Genomic DNA, 16,588 nt, shown 5'->3' with positions numbered 1-16,588 from the left:
CAAAATCGGGGGGACGTCGGCAAGGCCGCGATTGTGACAAGCCTTTCGGCAGCGCCGCAATGCCCGGAAAGCCGGACATTGCCACGGGCATGGCTGGCGCCTGCCCATGCGTCGCATCCACCGCTGGCTCGCGCCAAAACCAGGGAGCGGCCTCGTGTTGTTTTAGCGCGTGCGGGCCATTGAACCCAGCCCCTTTTCGCTTGAGTGAAACCGGAAACGCTCTGGCTCCCCGCCTTTCAATGCAGGATCGCGGCACACAGCTGCCTTCGAAGCATTCCCGCACTATCGAGCAAGAAGCAGCGTGTTTTCTCGGAACTCAGCAATCCGTACCTACGAAACGCGCGGATATCCACCTGAAATACGAGGTCACCGTGCCTTGTCCACTGAATCGCGCCGGGTGAGCCGCGCAAGTCATGGATCAGCGTGGTCGCAACGGTGCCATCGCCGTCGAGACTCACGCGGTAGATGCCACCAGCACTGCCAAACAAATGTGCCAAACCGACAAACACCACGATGCCGGAAGGCGTACGCACGATGCCGCGCACGTCTCGGTTGAGAAGCTGATGAAACCTTCCGTCGCGATCGCGAAAAACCAGCTCTCCGCCCCACTCACCGCGATCCGACCCGAGCAACACACCATCGAATGCGGGCAGGACAAAATCCGGCCTCGTGATCTTCGCAACTCCATGATTGTCGGAGTTCCCGTTTCCCGGAGTCAGAATCGGGTAGCGGATATCTACGGCGGTCATCCCGGCTGGAAGCTGGCCCCCATTCCGGCCCAGCTTGACGACAGCTGGCCCTGTGGCGTGCACGATGACAACTGAGAAGACCAGATATCCCGCACATAGAAACACCACCATCAGGATGGCCATCGCAAAACCTCTACGTGCTCCTTTCACACGCCGCTCCCTTCTCAAAGGCCTGACGGCCCAATTTATATCGGCACTACGCGTCCAATTCGGCAAGTGAATTCTGCGGGAAGTCGTGCCTCTGGAACCCGTTGCATTGCAACAGCCACCGCTGTCGCACCATGTCACGACCCCAAAATACCGAGGCCAGCAGGCCTGACAAACAGAGGAGCGGGTTGCCGGGTGCGGGTTAATCAACCCGACTCCGCTACGTGGTTCTCATTCGGCCAAACCCTTGCCCAGCACGCCATGAAAATTACCCGCAGCGTTGAGACAAAGCCTACCCACGCGCCGCAGCACATCGCTGTCATGATCATGAATCCGCACAAGCCCATCCTGTATCGGGACGTACATGAGTGTCGAAGGGCTCGATCCAATTTGGAATTTGTCCAGTCAGAACCGTCCCAAAAGATGCCCCAGACGAGCAATGGGAACAGTACCAATCCGAAAAGGATGAGCACGGCCAGGCACGCCAGGATCGCGCCCTCTCTGGTCGTCCCGCGCTTCAATCTGATGGGAGTCGCCAACCCAAACAGGGCAAGCATGAGCGGGGCCCCCAGGATCATCCAATGCCAGTAGAACTGGGTTCGTGCGGGATAGGCAGAACATGCCATCAGTTTTCTGATGAGGGGCACCGAACCGAAATCGACGATCGTGGGGAAATGGTTGAGCGGGAAGAAGGCCAGCAGAAATGAGAGCGCTGCGTACGTGGCCATGACCGCGTATGTCCATTTCCACGGAGAGTCGGAGCGCGCCAGTTTCATCTTTGACATCCCAGTACGAAGACAAAGCCATTTGCAGAAGCGGCGGCTAACCAGGTGGCGCCCCTTCCGCTTCCCTGATCGGGTTCAACCTTCAGCGAGCGGCCGAATGACGCGGCAAGGGTTCCCGGCAGCGACGACGCCAGCCGGGACGTCGCGGGTGACCACGGAACCCGCGCCGATGATGCTGTGGTCGCCAATCGTGACGCCGGGCGTGATCGTGACCGAGCCGCCTATCCACACGTTGTTGCCGATGGTGACCGGCTTGGGGAGCTCCCAGCCGTCGAGGCGGCGCGCGATGTCTTCCGCATGATTGGGGGTGTAGATACTGCAGCGCGGTCCGATCAGGCAGTCCGCCCCGATGGTTACTTCGCCGCCGCCAATGACCATGAGATCGGCATTGATAAACGTACGGTCGCCGATGACCAGGCGCGCGCCATAGTCGATCCGGATCGGCGGACGAAAATCGATCCCCGCGCCAGCGCCGGGAACGAGGCCGTGGAAAAGGCGCATCGCCTCCTCGGCATCGTCGTAGTAGAGGCGATTGATCACCGCACACGTCGCGTTCGCCTCGCGCGTCAGCGCCTGCAGGGCGGGAGACGCGCGATAACGCATCCAGTCGCCCGCCACCATGCGCCGTAGATCCTCATCCGTCTCGAGTAGCGCGGCCATCCTGTCGTCAATGAACTGCGCCTGGTATGTCACGGTGACCTCTCCTGCCTGTCTTCAACACTCAATCCAAACCGCGACACGTTAAGAAGCAATGATATCGAACTCATTTACCCGCCCCGAAGCCGTAGAAAACAAGCCTCAAAAGCAGGCCAAGCTCCGTGATCACGGACGGCAGCTTAATCCGGCCTCTTTTCTCGAAAGCGAATCAGGCCCGGCGCCCACGATCGACGAATTCCCAGACCTTTGAAATCACCACCGAGCCCTCGCCGACGGCCGAAGCCACGCGCTTTACCGATCCGCTGCGCGCGTCGCCCACCGCAAAGATGCCAGGCAGCGAGGCGGCGTAGGGCGAGTCGGCGCCGGCCGCCTCGCCGGTGAGCACGAAGCCTTTGTCGTCCAGCTTGACCAGGTCCGCCAGCCACCCGGTATTGGGGGCGGCGCCGACCATGATGAACAGCGCCCGGGTAGGCACCGTTTCTTCGCGCCCGTCCGCGGTGTCGCGGATCGTCACCGCATCCAGATGATCGCTGCCGTGCAGCGCGCTGACTTCGGCACCGTATTCGATCGTGATCGTCGGCTCCGCTTCGAGCCGGCTCGACAGGTAGCTCGACATCGATGCCGCCAATGATCGACCGCGCACCAGCAAGCGAACCCGGCTCGCGGTGCGGCTGAGAAACATCGCCGCCTGGCCGGCCGAATTGCCGCCGCCGATGATGATCGCCTCCGTGCCCTTGCTGTAGCGCGCCTCGATGTCGGTCGCCGCGTAATAAACGCCCGCGCCCTCGAACTCGGCCAGCCGCTCGATCGGCAGGCGGCGATATTGCACGCCGGTCGCCACCACGACCGCCTTGGCGCGAATCCGCCTGCCGTTGTCGAAGGTGGCGCAGAAGCTGCCGTCCGTCAGCACCTCCAGTTGCGCAACGCGGCGCGGCATGGCGAATTGCGTGCCGAACTTCATCGCCTGGATTTCGCCGCGCCACACCAGGTCGGCGCCGGAAATACCGGTGGGGAAACCCATGTAGTTTTCGATCCGGCTCGACGTGCCCGCCTGCCCACCAATGGCGATGTCTTCCGTCACCAACGCGCAGAGTCCCTCCGCACCGGCATAGACGCCGGCCGCCACGCCCGCCGGCCCGCCACCGACGATCAGCACGTCGAAATCCTCGTCATCGACCAGATCCAGGTTGAGCCCGAGCAAACGCGCGACCTTGTCCGGCGTGGGATCGGCGACGATCGTATCGCGGCCAAAAATGACGGCGGAACGAGCCGGCGCCAACGAACACGTGGCGGCCACGGCATTCGCTTCGGCGCTGCCCAGCTCAAACGAGCTGTAGGGAATACGATTGCGAGTGGCGAATTCGGCGATGCAACGGACATCGCGGTCGAGCTCCTCGCCGATCAGCACCAGCGTACTGTGGCGTTGCTCGATCTGACCGCGACGGCGCGCGGAGAAAACGCGGATGATGATGTCCGACATCTCGGGGATCTGTGACATCAACGTCAGCATCGTGGCACGCGGCACCTCGATCACGGACGTATCGCACACGGCGCGCATCGGCATGGAGAAGCTGCCGCCGTTGAGGAACGAAATCTCCCCCATGAACTGGGTCGGCCCCAGCGTCGATGGCACATGACGCTCATCGGTGTAGGCGTTGACGAGCTCGATTTCGCCATCAACGACATAGATGAAGCGATCGGCCAGTTGTCCCGGGCGCGCGAGGTAGCTGCCGGCCGCGTAGACCGCCTGCGTACCCGCCTCACGCAACGCGGCAACGTGCGCGGGCGCCAGCGGGGTACGCTGCATGACGCGCAAATCGTCGCCGATCGATTCCATGGGGCCTCGCTTTCGATGCGTTCCAGCACGTCGCCTACCGAATGGACGGCTCCCGGGGAAAACACATGCGAACGATCATAACGCTGGCGACGGGGATGACGCCCGGCAGCTTCCTGCCCTTGATCAGGCTTCGCTGAAAAGGGCGGTATCGATACATGGCTGATGCCCTATCGCAGCAACCGGCGGCTCTACTCGGTAATGCGACTGGGGCGCGAAGCGCTGGTGCGACGATGGTCCTGCACGCGCTTGAGCGAACTCATTGATCAACTATGACACCCATGCCCGCACCTGCTTGATCAACTGGGTGTGCCAGCATGAAAACGTGGGGAAACCTCAGAACCTGACCCCGTTTTTGGATTCTACGAATCTTCTTGGACAGCTTGCACGCGCTGCCCCAACTCACTTGCCGTAAGGGAAAGTGCCAATTCGCGATCGTTCGTCGCCTCTTTCATCCACGATGGAAGTTGGTCGTATCGATCAACACCAGCCCGAAGCTGCCTGTCAAGATCTGGGTCGCACAGGTTCATGGTCTCATCCATCTAGCGGCTACGTTGTCAATCTTCGGATGATTCCTTCAACTTAGCAAGCGCAACGCTTAGATTTTTCGAAGCCAAAGCCTCTTCAACGATGTAGTGAGCTGGTAGAGCCCTCACCCTGATTTTGCGCGATTCCGGCGCCGCCGCCACGGCGACACCGCTCTTCATTTTCCTATTCACCATGCTGAACATTGCACCGTATTTCCGCGGTGCAATCCCATTGAATGACTGGAAAGTGACCTTACCCTCGACAAGCTCATGACTATCGACAACGATCGAGTCGTCATGAAGATCCTTTGCCCTACTTTTCGGATAGGGCTCAACATAAACAACTCGCTTCGCTCCTGCAGCAACTACGTGGCGCGCACATACGTGGCATGGAAAGGTTGTCGTGTACAACGTCGAATCTTGCAACGAGAAACCGCGTCTCGCAGCGTCCGCGATCGCCGCCATTTCCGCATGGACAATTCGACCATGTTCGAGAAGATTATTGATTCCGGCACCGGAAAGTATAGGATCGCCTCCCGGACCAAGCAGATCCGTAAGTCTTCGCTCCACAGATAGAACGCCTATCGCTTCGCTAAGCCAACCGTTCGCTTTCAGGCGCTCGACAATCTCGCCTACCATTCGCTTTTTTTCGAAAACGCTACTGTCATACCCCCTCTGAAAATCACGAGCATCACCTTGACCAGGCCAATACTGGCCACCGCCTGCCCTGGGCACATCATTGCAGCCGACCGCGATGAGATTCCCATTCTTGTCACAGAATGCTGCGCCAACCTGTCTAGATAGATCTGCAGACCTGAGAGATACACCCCAAGCGAGAAACATCCCATATTCGTCGACGGTTGGCGTATGAAAAGGATGACCAAAAAGAATGTCCACAAATCGCTTAATGGCCTTTGAAGCAACTTCGCGACTTGATGTACTGACAAAGAAGTCGGCCTCAGAAAATGAATCTCCAGTCCTTTGTCCTTGTGTTTCGCCATCCTTTTCATCTGCTTTCACGATTGCCTCAGCCGCGCTTCTCTCGCTGTCCATATCGGAGGACTGTTTTGAGGAAGCAATCCTGTGCGCTAAGGACGTAACCCTCTCCTCTCTCGGCTCATAGAGAGAAATAAGAATGAAAGCGTCACCGTAAATTCGACGAAGAAAAGCAATTTCATCCGGGTTCTTCAACGTTAGAAATAAGTAGGCGACTCTCTTAGCTGGCTTGGTTGCCTCACCGCTACGCTCCTCCCGATTTTTCTGCACCGACAAAATGGCGAGTTGAGCAAGCGCAGCTCCGTCAGATAGACGAACACGCGCCTCATTTCCGGCTCTCATCAACTTCCAGATACGTTCATCTTCAGCATCACTTGGCGTTACTGGCACGCCAGGAATCTGACCAATTAAGGAACTCAACTTGACGCGTACGACCTCTATATCTAGAACTCGAAGGTCAGCCTCCAATAAATCAAGACCAACAGCGTAATCAACGCCGACCGGCGCGACGACGCCTATAAAGAGCTCATCCATAGCACCCCCGAATATCAGAAAAAGGGCCAAGTTCATCTATCGCATATACAAGAGAACCCGCCACTGCATCAAAATAGAAAAAGAGCAGCCTCTCGGCCACTCTTTTTTGTGGTCGACTCAAAATACGGGTCAAATCACCCGCACTTCGAATACCCACAGTTCAAACAAGTCTGGCAGTTATCCATCAGCACCAGAGCCTTCGTATTGCACTTGTCACACATCATGGACCCCGCCGGAAACGTCAACGCCTCCCCTGCGCCAGCTTCCCCAGCCGCAGCACCGGCGTCAGCACTTTTCTTCGAACCAACGGCTTCATAAGCCGCCCGCTTCTCCGCAATCAACTTCCGCGTCGCCTCATCCATCTCCGGGTCATGGATCAACCCAATGTTCTTCATGTGCTGTTCGATCACCGCGCCGATCTCGGCCACGATGGAAGGCATGTACACGCCACCAGCCTTGAAATAACCACCGCGCGGATCGAACACCGCCTTCATCTCCTCGGCGATGAACGTCACGTCCCCGCCCTTGCGGAACACGGCGGACAAGATGCGGGTGAGCGCCACGATCCACTGGAAGTGGTCCATGTTTTTCGAGTTGATGAAGATCTCGAAGGGGCGGCGCTGTTCGTGCGGGGTGCCGGCGTTGAGGATGATGTCGTTGATGGTGACGTACAGCGCGTGCTCGAACAGCGGCGACTTGATCTTGAAGGTGGAGCCGACCAGCGATTCCGGGCGCTGGACGCTTTCGTGCATCTGGATCACTTCGGCGGTGGGCGCGGCCTTGGGCGCGGCAGGGGCCACGGGCGCGGCGGCCTTGTCTTCGGGTTTGACGACGTTGTAGCCGGTGATCTTCTTGTTGATCTTGATTGCCATGGTTTCGCTTCTTTGAATGGGTGGCGTGCCGCCGGCGTGGCGCCGGATCGCTGCACTGGTATTCGTTTCCGCGCTACGCGGAGAAGTGCCCGGTCCGGCGCTAGGCCGGACCGGGCGGTGCGGCTATTTCCCTCGACCGGCGACTTTTCTGGCGGCGGTCTTGCGTGCCGTCGTGGCGCTCGGTTTGCTGCTGGCAGTGGACCTCTTGGCCGTCTTGGCGACGGCCTTCTTGCTGGCGGACTTTGCCGCCTTCGCGGGCGCGGCCTTTTTGGCCGTCTGTTTGTTGCTGACTTTCGCGGTGTTGTCGATGGGCGGTTTGCCGGCCACCTTCTTGGCAACGGCGGCTTTCTTCGCCGCCGGTTTCTTGCTGGCGGTTTTCACGATGTACGGCGGCGCGACCTTGCCTGCGGCTTTCGTTGCCGGTTTCGCGGCCGCCTTTTTCGCTGCCGCGCGCCTGGCTGTTGCCGCTTTCGGTGCCACTTTTTTCGCGGCGGCCTTTGGCGATGCGGCCTTCTTCGCGACGGCTTTCTTCACCGGCGCCCTGCGTTTCGGCGCGGCGTAAGCCTTCGCGTCCAGCGGCGCGGCGCCCATCGATTCGATGGTGGGCAGCACGGGCAACACCAATGGCCCGGTGCGCTCGTCGGCGCTGAATGCGTCGCCTTTGTTGGCCGGTGTATCGATATGGGTTGGCATGCCGTGCTCCGTCGATGAGGGTGCGACGCCGACGCGCGCCCGGCTGGGCGCGCGTGCCTAGAACTTGCCGTAATAGCCTTCCTTCAGGGCGTCGAACAGGTTGGCGGCGGAATGCATTTCGCCGTCGTATTCCACCTGCTCGTTGCCCTTCAGTTCCATCACGCTACCGTCTTCCAGTTCGAAGCGGTAGAGCGTGTTTTCGAGGTCGGACTCCTTCACCAGCACGCCCTGGAACGCGGCCGGATTGAAGCGGAAGGTGGTGCATCCCTTCAGGCCCTGCTTGTAGGCGTAGAAGTAGATGTCCTTGAAGTCTTCGTAGGGGTAATCGGTGGGGACGTTGGCGGTCTTGGAGATGGACGAGTCGATCCATTTCTGCGACGCGGCCTGGATGTCCACGTGCTCTTTCGGGCTGATGTCGTCGGCGGCCACGAAGTACGCGGGCAGCTTGTTTTCCGCCTCTTCGGCGAACGGCTTGGCATCGGCGTTGATCAGCGCGCGATAGGCCAGCAGCTCGTAGCTGAGCACTTCGACGCGCTCTTTCGACTTCTTGCCCTCGCGGATCACGTTGCGCGAATAGCTGTGCGCGAAGCTGGGCTCGATGCCATTGCTGGCGTTGTTGGCCAGCGACAGCGAGATGGTGCCGGTGGGCGCGATCGAGCTGTGATGGGTGAAGCGCGCGCCGGTTTCGGCCAAGGCATTCACCAGCTCGGGCGCCACGGTGGCGATGCGCTGCATGTAGCGGCTGTACTTCGCGTGCAGCACGCGGCCGGGGATGGCGTCGCCCACCTTGTAGCCGTCGGCGACCATTTCCGGGCGCTTGCGCAGCATGTCGCCGGTGACGGTGAACTCCTGCGCCAGCACGGGTGCCGGGCCTTTTTCCTTGGCCAGCTCCAGCGCTACTTCCCAGCCGGCCACGGCCAGCTCGCGCGAGACCTCTTCGGTGAACGCCACCGCGTCGGCGGTGCCGTAGCGGTGCTTGAGCATGGTCAGCGTGGATCCCAGGCCCAGGAAACCCATGCCGTGGCGGCGCTTGCCCATGATCTCGTTGCGCTGCTGCTCCAGCGGCAGGCCGTTGATCTCCACCACGTTGTCGAGCATGCGGGTGAACACCTTCACCACGTCGCGGTACTCGTCCCAGTCGAAGCGGGCCTTGGGGCCGAACGGATCGCGCACGAAGGTGGTGAGGTTGATCGAGCCCAGCAGGCACGAGCCGTACGGCGGCAAGGGTTGTTCGCCACACTGTCCGGTGACCAGGCCGTTGAAGATCACGGCGTTGTGGTCGGGCTGGGTAGTGTCGAACACCGCCTCTTCGCCGACGTATTCGATGCTGGAAATTTTCGAAGCGAACCGCTGCGTCTTGCGCAGCGCCTTTCCTTCGCGCCAATCGAGGTAACGCTGGGTCTTGATGGGCAACAGGAAGCCGATCTCGTCCATGAAGCGCTCGCGCGATTCGCCGTCGATGATCAGTTCATGGTCGGCCGAACAGGCGTAAGCACGGGAGCCACCATGACCGTCAGGCAACTTACGCGTGCCCGCAACGCGGCGCTGCTTGATCCGGCAGAACACGCCGAAATTCGCCAGCAGCATCTGCACATCCCTGAGCAGGTCGGGCTGGCTGGAGGCCAGTCGTACCGAACAGCTTTGGCTGCGGCCGGAGACGTTGACCGTGCCATCGCACTGGAACAGCGCCCGCAGGTAGCTCTTGACGCAAGCCTCGCTTCCACGCCAGACCACTGCGGGCACGCGCAGCTTGGTGGCAGCGCTGAAACCGTAATGCTCCAGCAATCGCGCCAGCAACACCGAACGGATGAAGACGTGGTTGCGCTCGGGCACCGCCACCGGCGACACCTTGTACTGGCGCAGATCGCCGGTCGCCGTATGGGCGATCAGCGTGTTGATGTAAGTGGCGACACGGTCGGCCAGCGCGCGCTCCTCGCCCCACAGACTGACGATGGCTGCCTGCTGATCCTTGCCGCGATTGGTGAAGTGACCATCGCCGGTGATCATGCCCAACAGCAGGCCGAGATCCTCACTGCCCTGCTGGCCAAACTGGCCCTTGCCCGATTGCACCAGCATGCGATCGCCGACTTTCAGATCGCGCAGTTTGATCTTGCCGCGTTCGACGTAGAAGTCGTGCCATTCGGTGGCCTTGATTTCGTAGCCGTCCTCGGTGGTTACCTTGAAAACGGGCGCGCGGGGGGCAGTCATGAAGGCCGGCTTCGCTGGCCTCGTTTCCACGCCACGGCCTTCCAACTCCAGCGAGCGGCGATCGACGGACACGTTCAGCGGCGCGCCGTTGGCGTACAGCTCGCCGATCGGCACCATGCCGTGTTGCGTCGCCAATCGCGTATCGGCAGTGACGCACGGATTGGTAGCGCGGATGTGCTCGCACCACCAGTTGTTGTTCATCTCGTTGACCTTGTCGATCAGGATGAAACCCGGCTCGGCATAGTCGTAGGTGGACACCATGATCATGTCCCACAGGTGCCGCGCGCGGATGGTGCCGTAGATCTTGCAGGCGACCAGGCCGTCTTCGCGGTCCACGTAGTTTTCGTGGATGGGCCATTCGCGCCACACCACCTTGGTGGGGTCGGCGAGGTCGATCTCGTCCTTTTCCTTGACGTGCACGGGGAATACCAGCGGCCAGTCCTGGTCGTGCTCCACCGCCTGCATGAAGCCGTCGGTGATCAGCAGGCTGAGGTTGAACTGGCGCAGGCGGCCATCCTCGCGCTTGGCGCGGATGAACTCCTTGGCGTCCGGATGGCTGATGTCGAACGTGCCCATCTGCGCGCCGCGGCGACCGCCGGCGGAGGACACGGTGAAGCACATCTTGTCGTAGATATCCATGAACGACAGCGGGCCGGACGTATACGCGCCGGCGCCGGAGACGTACGCCCCGCGCGGACGCAGCGTGGAGAATTCATAGCCGATGCCGCAGCCGGCCTTCAGCGTGAGGCCGGCCTGGTGCACCTTTTCCAGGATGTCGTCCATCGAGTCGCGGATGGTGCCCGACACCGTGCAGTTGATGGTGCTGGTGGCCGGCTTGTGCGCCAGCGCACCCGCGTTGGAGGTGATGCGGCCGGCGGGGATCGCTCCGCGGCGCAGCGCCCACAGGAAGCGCTCGTACCAGTGCTCGCGCAGCTCGGGCGTGGTTTCCACGTCCGACAAGGCGCGCGCCACGCGCTGCCAGGTGCCGTCGACGTCGGCGTCGACGGGCTCGCCCGATTTGTTCTTGAGGCGGTATTTCTTGTCCCAGATATCCTGCGATGCGGGCTGCAGCGGGATCTCCACGGCGTCACGACTCACGGCTGTACCTGCGGCTGGTGCACGGACTGTGCTCATTGGATTTCCTGACCTCCCGGTACCTTGCGGCCCCGTTGGTGTTGATGCGGTGTTTTTGGATGATCGACACGGCCGAAAGTGGCGTTTCGGCACGGTTTTCCGCGGTGTTTGATGGCTGCTGGCAGCGGCCTTGCCCTCCCCCGAGGATAGCGCAACCGGCACCAGCACTTGTTTGGTTACCGTAAGGCAGACACAAGATGTTGTGGTTGCGAACGGAGAAGGAAGGTAACCCCGCCAACCGCCGATGTAAAGTGGCTGAGCAGCATGGGTGCAAGAAAGTGCGACGCCGGAACCGTGCGACGCGCCCGCAGTCGAAACTGCGCCGATCCCGCCAAGGAGAACCCGATGTCCCGCCACTTTTTTCGTGTCGACCGCTGGCTGGCGGCACTGCTGATCGCACTGGCCGGCACCGCCTTGCCGGTGCCGGGCCGCGCCGCACTGCCGGCGGCGGTCGATGGCCAGCCGATGCCGTCGCTGGCGCCGATGCTGCAGCGGGTGACGCCGGCCGTGGTGAATATTTCCACCCGAACCCGCGTACAGGTACGCGATGCGTATTTCGACGACCCGATGGTGCGCCAGTTCTTCGGCCTGCCCGCCTCGCCGCGCGAGCGGGTGGAACAGAGCCTGGGCTCGGGCGTGATCGTGGACGCGGCCAAGGGTTACGTGCTGACCAACAACCACGTGGTGGGCGGCGCCGACGACATCAGCGTGACCCTGCAGGACGGGCGCACGGTGAAGGGCAAGCTGATCGGCACCGATCCGGACACCGACGTGGCGGTGGTGCAGATTCCCGCGGTGAAGTTGCAGGCGCTGCCGCTGGCCGATTCCTCGCAGCTGCGGGTGGGCGATTACGTGGTGGCGGTGGGCGACCCGTTCGGATTGGGGCAGACGGTGACCTCGGGCATCGTCTCCGCGCTGGGGCGCTCGGGGCTGGGTCAGGATGCGCCGGGCATGGGTGGCTACCAGAACTTCATCCAGACCGATGCCTCGATCAACCCGGGCAATTCCGGTGGTGCGCTGGTGAACCTGCGCGGTGAACTGGTGGGCATCAATACGATGATTTTCTCGCCCTCGGGCGGCAACGTGGGCATCGGTTTTGCCATCCCCAGCAACCTCACCAGTTCGGTGATGAGCCAGTTGCTGGCGCACGGCAAGGTGGAGCGCGGCAGCCTGGGGCTGCAGACGCAGACGATCACGCCGCGCATCGCGCAATCGCTGGGGTTGAAGGACAACAAGGGCGTGGTGATCACCGGCGTCACCGCCGGCGGCGCCGCCGAACGCGCGGGACTGCAGCCGGGCGATGTGCTGACCGCGCTGAACGGCGAGCCGCTGCGCAGCGTGCAGCAGTTGCGCAACGCCGAAGGTCTGCTGCCGCTGGGCAGCAGCGTGCGGCTGGGCCTGCTGCGCGATGGCAAGCAGCGCGAGGTGAGCGTCACGCTGAGCCCGGAAAAACTGGCCACGCTGGATGGCGGCCAGCTCGACCCGCGCCTGGCCGGCGTGCGCTTCAGCGAATTGAGCCAGCGCCAGCGCGACCAGGGCATCCATGGCGTGGCGATCAGCACGGTGAAACCGGGCAGCCGCGCGGCGCAGGCCGGGCTGGCATCCGGCGACATGCTGATCGGCATCGGCAACCAGCGCATCGTCAGCCTGCGCATGCTGCGTGGGCTGGCCGGTGTGCACCTGCGGCAGCTGGTGCTGGTGGTGGCCGATGCCGACGGCAGCCATTACGTGCTGATCCAGTAAGCGCCAGTGGCTGTTCATCTTTCCGCGGGAGCGCTGGCGGAAAGGGCGTGGCGGCGCCATGGAGGGCCGTCGGGGCCGGGTCCGGCAGCGGGAAAAGCTTGATGTTTCCCCGGCGGATCGCTGAAATGCCGGGTCTGCTTCACCACTTTCGCGCCGGTGAAGCGACATACTCGCGCTTTCTCGTCCACCCACGCCGGGGCTTTCCATCGTCATGTCTGTCCGTCTTGCCTGTTTGTTGTCCGTCGCCCTGATCGGCGCCAGCGTCGCCAGCCCGTCCTTCGCCAAGAAGAGTCACGCCCACAAGGCCAGCGTCAGCAAGAGCGCCGGCCCCACTCTGATCTGGCGCGGCGACGTGGCCACGGCGCAGGGCGTGGTCAGCGAAGTGGCCGCCGCCTGGGAAAAGGCCGGCCACGGCTCCATCGAGCTGCAGCCGTTCAACACCGCCTCGGGCATCGACGCGGTGGCCAGCGGCAGCGCCGACCTGGCCGGCAGCGCACGCGGCAGCGACGGCAGCGCGCAGAACGCCAACCTGGTGTTCACCCCGGTGGCGTGGGACGGCCTGGTGGTGATCACCCAGGCGTCCAACCCGGTCAACAACCTCAGCCTGAAGCAGGTGCACGACATCTACTACGGCCGTATCCACAACTGGAACGAAGTGGGCGGCCGCAACGCGCCGATCGACGTGTACGCCGTGGCCAGTCCCGGCGACGGCGTGGAATACAGCCTGCGCAGCCTGCTGTTCGGCCGCGGCAACCAGCCGGTGGCGGCACCGCGGCTGTACGTCAACACGCACAAGCTGGAGGAAGGCGTGGCGCTGAACCCCAACGGACTGGGCGCCGCCACGCTGTCGGACATCCAGGGCAACCGCAAGCTGAAGGCGCTGTCGATCGATGGCGTGCCGGCCACCGTGGCCAACGTCGCCGATGGCAGCTACGTGCTGTTCACCCCGCTCTACCTGGTGACCAACCCGCGCAGCACCAAGGCCGCGCAGGTGCAGGCGTTTGTCGATTTCATGCATACCGATCCGGCCAAGGAAGCGCTGCGCAAGCACGCCGTGCTGCCGTTCGAGGATGGCAGCGCGCTGACCGCGCTGGATAGTTCGCGGCGCGACAAGATCCTGGCCGCCGTGGGCGCGCCCCGCCGCACCCCGTTGGCCGCCCCGGGCGCCACCTATGCCGCGGGCGCGGCGATCGCCCCCACCTCGCCCAAGACGCTGGCCGCCCGGACGGCAATGGAGGAGCGCAAGGCCCCGACCCCGCCGCCCGTGGCACCGGCGCCGAGCAAGCTCTACACCGTGAGCAAGGGCGACACGCTGTCGGTGATCGCCAAGAAGCACGACCTCAGCGTGGCGCAGCTGCGCGACTGGAACCACCTGAAGAACGACAACCTGAAGATCGGCCAGGTACTCCATCTCGACAGCAAATAGACGGCTGAACGCAGGTGCATATCCTGGCGCTCACGCTGGACCTGGACGACACCTTGTGGCCGGTGCTGCCGGCGCTGCAACGCGCCGACGAGGCGGTCGACGCGTGGTTGCGCCAGCACCATCCGGACGTGGCGCTGAAATGGCCGATCGACGCGATGCGCGCCCTGCGCCTGCAGGTGGCGGCCGAACGCGCCGACCTGGCGCACGACTTCACTACCCAGCGCCAGCTCACCCTGCAGCAGGCCTTCGAGGCCTGCGGCGTGATCGAGGCGCCGGTCGACGCGCTGTGGGAAATCTACTTCGCCGCCCGCAATGCGGTGGAGCTGTACGCCGACAGCCTGCCCGCGCTGCAACGCATCGCGGCCCGCGTGCCACTGGCCAGCCTCACCAACGGCAATGCCGACCTGCAACGCGTCGGCATCCATGCGCATTTCGCCCACCACGTCTGCGCCCGCGACACCGGCTTCGCCAAGCCCGACCCGCGCATCTTCCGGGCCGCGGCCGAGTGCCTGGGCGTGCCGGCGGCCAACATCCTGCATGTGGGCGACGATCCGGCGATGGACGTGGCCGGCGCCCGCGATGCCGGCCTGCGCACGGCCTGGATCAACCGCCGCCGCGAACCCTGGCCCGAGGCCTTGGGCGCAAGGCCGGACCTCGACCTGCCCGACATGGCCGCGCTGGCCGACTGGCTCGACGCGCAAGCTTGAGCAAGCCCGGCGCAATACGCGCAAAATGGGCGATTCACCGCGCGCGTCAGCACGCGCCGGCATCACCGAAACACGAGGAGACCGCATGTCCGCCCTGATCGAACGCCAGCCCGGCGACCGTCGCAGCATTGCCATCGAAACCACCGACGCGGCCCATCTGGCCGCCACCCGGCGCCGGCTCGACGCGAGCCAGCGGCGCTGGTTGGCCGACACCGGTTTCGATGCCGCGCCGGGCAGCGTCGCCCTGCTGGCGGACGCGTCCGGCAAGCTGGTGCGGGTGCTGGCCGGCGTCGATCCACACGACAGCCTGGCCGCGCTGGCCGCACTGCCCTGCGCGCTGCCGGAGGCTACCTATCACCTGGCCGCCGAAAGCGTGCTGGCCGACCCCGTGCAGCCCGCGCTGGGCTGGTCGCTGGGTGCGTACCAGTTCAGCCGCTACCGCCAACCGCGCCGTGCGCCGGCCAGGCTGGCAGTGGCGGCGGATGCGCTGAAGCAGCTGGCGCCGCTGGTCGAAGCCACCTGCCTGGTGCGCGACCTGGTCAACACGCCCACCGAGGACATGGGGCCGCAGCAACTGGCCGACGCCGTGCGCCGGCTGGGCAAGACCCATCGCGCGAAGCTGCGCGAATGGGTGGGCGACGAACTGCTCGCCGCCAACTTCCCCACCATCCACGCGGTGGGCCGCGCCAGCCATCGTGCGCCGCGGTTGGTCGAACTCAGCTGGGGCAAGGCCAGCGACCCGAAGCTGGTGATCGTGGGTAAGGGCGTGTGTTTCGACACCGGCGGGCTGGACCTGAAATCGTCCGACGGCATGCGCTGGATGAAAAAGGACATGGGCGGCGCGGCGCATGCGATCGCCCTGGCCGGCCTGGTGATGCAGGCGAAACTTCCGTTGCGGCTGACCTTGCTGATCCCCGCCGTGGAGAACGCCGTGGCGGGCAATGCGATGCGCCCCGGCGAGGTCATCACCACGCGCGCCGGCCACACCGTCGAGGTGGACAACACCGACGCCGAAGGCCGGTTGATCCTGTGCGACGCCCTGGCCTACGGCGCCGAGCAGAAGCCCGCGCTGATGATCGACTTCGCCACGTTGACCGGTGCCGCCCGCGTGGCGCTGGGACCGGACCTGCCGGCGCTGTTCGGCAATCGCGATGCATCGGCTGACGAGGTGGTCGCCGCCGGCCACGCCGTGGCCGATCCGCTATGGCGGCTGCCGTTGTGGCGCCCGTACCGCAAGCTGCTGGATTCGCACCTGGCCGACTTCGCCAACGCCGGGCCGTCACGCCACGCGGGCGCGATCACCGCGGCGCTGTACCTGGAGCGCTTCGTGCCCGACGACATCGACTGGCTGCACCTGGACACGTACGCCTGGAACGACGCCGACCGCCCCGGCCGCCCACGCGGCGGCGAGGCGATGGGATTGCGTGCGGTGTTCGCCGTGTTGCAGAAGCGCTTCGGCTGAACCCGCGGCTGTCGTGGGAGCGACTTCAGTCGCGATGCTCTTTGTCGAAAGCTGAAAGGCATCGCGGCTGAAGCCGCTCCCACAGGATTCTCGGCGGCCGGCCGGGTACGGCGG

The 16,588-nt window shown here is 63.6% G+C and carries 12 protein-coding genes; 4 read left to right on the top strand and 8 right to left on the bottom strand.

The genetic code is table 11. The annotated features are described in order from the left end of the window. Positions 1-236 precede the first annotated feature (236 nt). The 8 genes from UU9_RS11995 to UU9_RS11955 all read right to left on the bottom strand — a co-directional run bounded on the left by UU9_RS11995 (position 237) and on the right by UU9_RS11955 (position 11,136). Positions 237-872 (bottom strand): hypothetical protein, encoded by a 636-nt coding sequence (locus UU9_RS11995; protein ID WP_007082017.1) that lies wholly within the window; start codon positions 870-872, stop codon positions 237-239. A gap of 230 nt (positions 873-1,102) precedes the next feature. Beyond that, on the bottom strand, positions 1,103-1,672 hold the full coding sequence (locus tag UU9_RS11990) for a hypothetical protein (protein ID WP_156804273.1): 570 nt from the start codon (positions 1,670-1,672) through the stop codon (positions 1,103-1,105). 84 nt (positions 1,673-1,756) lie between these two features. Beyond that, positions 1,757-2,374 (bottom strand): sugar O-acetyltransferase, encoded by a 618-nt coding sequence (locus tag UU9_RS18520; RefSeq protein WP_272941977.1) that lies wholly within the window; start codon positions 2,372-2,374, stop codon positions 1,757-1,759. Positions 2,375-2,546: 172 nt separating this feature from the next. Then, positions 2,547-4,175, bottom strand: a complete 1,629-nt coding sequence (locus UU9_RS11980; protein ID WP_007082014.1) for an FAD-dependent oxidoreductase — start codon at positions 4,173-4,175, stop codon at positions 2,547-2,549. 554 nt (positions 4,176-4,729) lie between these two features. Continuing rightward, complete coding sequence (locus UU9_RS17580) at positions 4,730-6,259, bottom strand: anti-phage dCTP deaminase (RefSeq protein WP_162098774.1); 1,530 nt, start codon at positions 6,257-6,259, stop codon at positions 4,730-4,732. A 104-nt stretch (positions 6,260-6,363) separates the two neighbouring features. Beyond that, on the bottom strand, positions 6,364-7,101 hold the full coding sequence (locus UU9_RS11965; RefSeq protein ID WP_007082012.1) for a TSCPD domain-containing protein: 738 nt from the start codon (positions 7,099-7,101) through the stop codon (positions 6,364-6,366). Between the two features lie 123 nt (positions 7,102-7,224). After that, a complete protein-coding gene (locus UU9_RS17575; RefSeq protein WP_237710276.1) occupies positions 7,225-7,713 on the bottom strand; it encodes a hypothetical protein in 489 nt (162 codons plus the stop codon). A gap of 138 nt (positions 7,714-7,851) precedes the next feature. After that, entirely contained in the window at positions 7,852-11,136 is a 3,285-nt protein-coding gene (locus UU9_RS11955; protein ID WP_040670918.1) for an LAGLIDADG family homing endonuclease, read from the bottom strand. Positions 11,137-11,481: 345 nt separating this feature from the next. On the opposite strand from UU9_RS11955, the gene UU9_RS11950 reads away from it, so the two are divergent. The 4 genes from UU9_RS11950 (at position 11,482) to UU9_RS11935 (ending at position 16,474) form a co-directional block, all read left to right on the top strand. Continuing rightward, positions 11,482-12,879, top strand: a complete 1,398-nt coding sequence (locus UU9_RS11950; protein ID WP_007082009.1) for a DegQ family serine endoprotease — start codon at positions 11,482-11,484, stop codon at positions 12,877-12,879. A gap of 211 nt (positions 12,880-13,090) precedes the next feature. Continuing rightward, on the top strand, positions 13,091-14,305 hold the full coding sequence (locus UU9_RS11945) for a LysM peptidoglycan-binding domain-containing protein (RefSeq protein WP_040670917.1): 1,215 nt from the start codon (positions 13,091-13,093) through the stop codon (positions 14,303-14,305). A 14-nt stretch (positions 14,306-14,319) separates the two neighbouring features. After that, complete coding sequence (locus UU9_RS11940; protein ID WP_007082007.1) at positions 14,320-15,012, top strand: HAD family hydrolase; 693 nt, start codon at positions 14,320-14,322, stop codon at positions 15,010-15,012. A gap of 85 nt (positions 15,013-15,097) precedes the next feature. Beyond that, entirely contained in the window at positions 15,098-16,474 is a 1,377-nt protein-coding gene (locus tag UU9_RS11935) for a leucyl aminopeptidase family protein (RefSeq protein WP_007082006.1), read from the top strand. The last annotated feature ends 114 nt before the right edge of the window (positions 16,475-16,588 follow it).

This window comes from Rhodanobacter fulvus Jip2, from assembly GCF_000264315.1.
In the GTDB taxonomy this organism is placed as follows: Bacteria; Pseudomonadota; Gammaproteobacteria; order Xanthomonadales; family Rhodanobacteraceae; genus Rhodanobacter; species Rhodanobacter fulvus.
Note: the sequence above shows the minus strand (reverse complement) of the source record. Positions and strands in the feature narration are given on the sequence as shown.

Excerpts from the sequence above, each read along its gene's own strand:
- UU9_RS11990 (WP_156804273.1), bottom strand. The coding sequence starts at position 1,672 with ATGAAACTGGCGCGCTCCGACTCTCCGTGGAAATGGACATACGCGGTC.
- UU9_RS11945 (WP_040670917.1), top strand. The coding sequence starts at position 13,091 with ATGTCTGTCCGTCTTGCCTGTTTGTTGTCCGTCGCCCTGATCGGCGCC.
- UU9_RS11995 (WP_007082017.1), bottom strand. The coding sequence starts at position 872 with ATGGCCATCCTGATGGTGGTGTTTCTATGTGCGGGATATCTGGTCTTC.
- UU9_RS11965 (WP_007082012.1), bottom strand. The coding sequence starts at position 7,101 with ATGGCAATCAAGATCAACAAGAAGATCACCGGCTACAACGTCGTCAAA.
- UU9_RS11980 (WP_007082014.1), bottom strand. The coding sequence starts at position 4,175 with ATGGAATCGATCGGCGACGATTTGCGCGTCATGCAGCGTACCCCGCTG.
- UU9_RS11955 (WP_040670918.1), bottom strand. The coding sequence starts at position 11,136 with ATGAGCACAGTCCGTGCACCAGCCGCAGGTACAGCCGTGAGTCGTGAC.
- UU9_RS11935 (WP_007082006.1), top strand. The coding sequence starts at position 15,098 with ATGTCCGCCCTGATCGAACGCCAGCCCGGCGACCGTCGCAGCATTGCC.
- UU9_RS11950 (WP_007082009.1), top strand. The coding sequence starts at position 11,482 with ATGTCCCGCCACTTTTTTCGTGTCGACCGCTGGCTGGCGGCACTGCTG.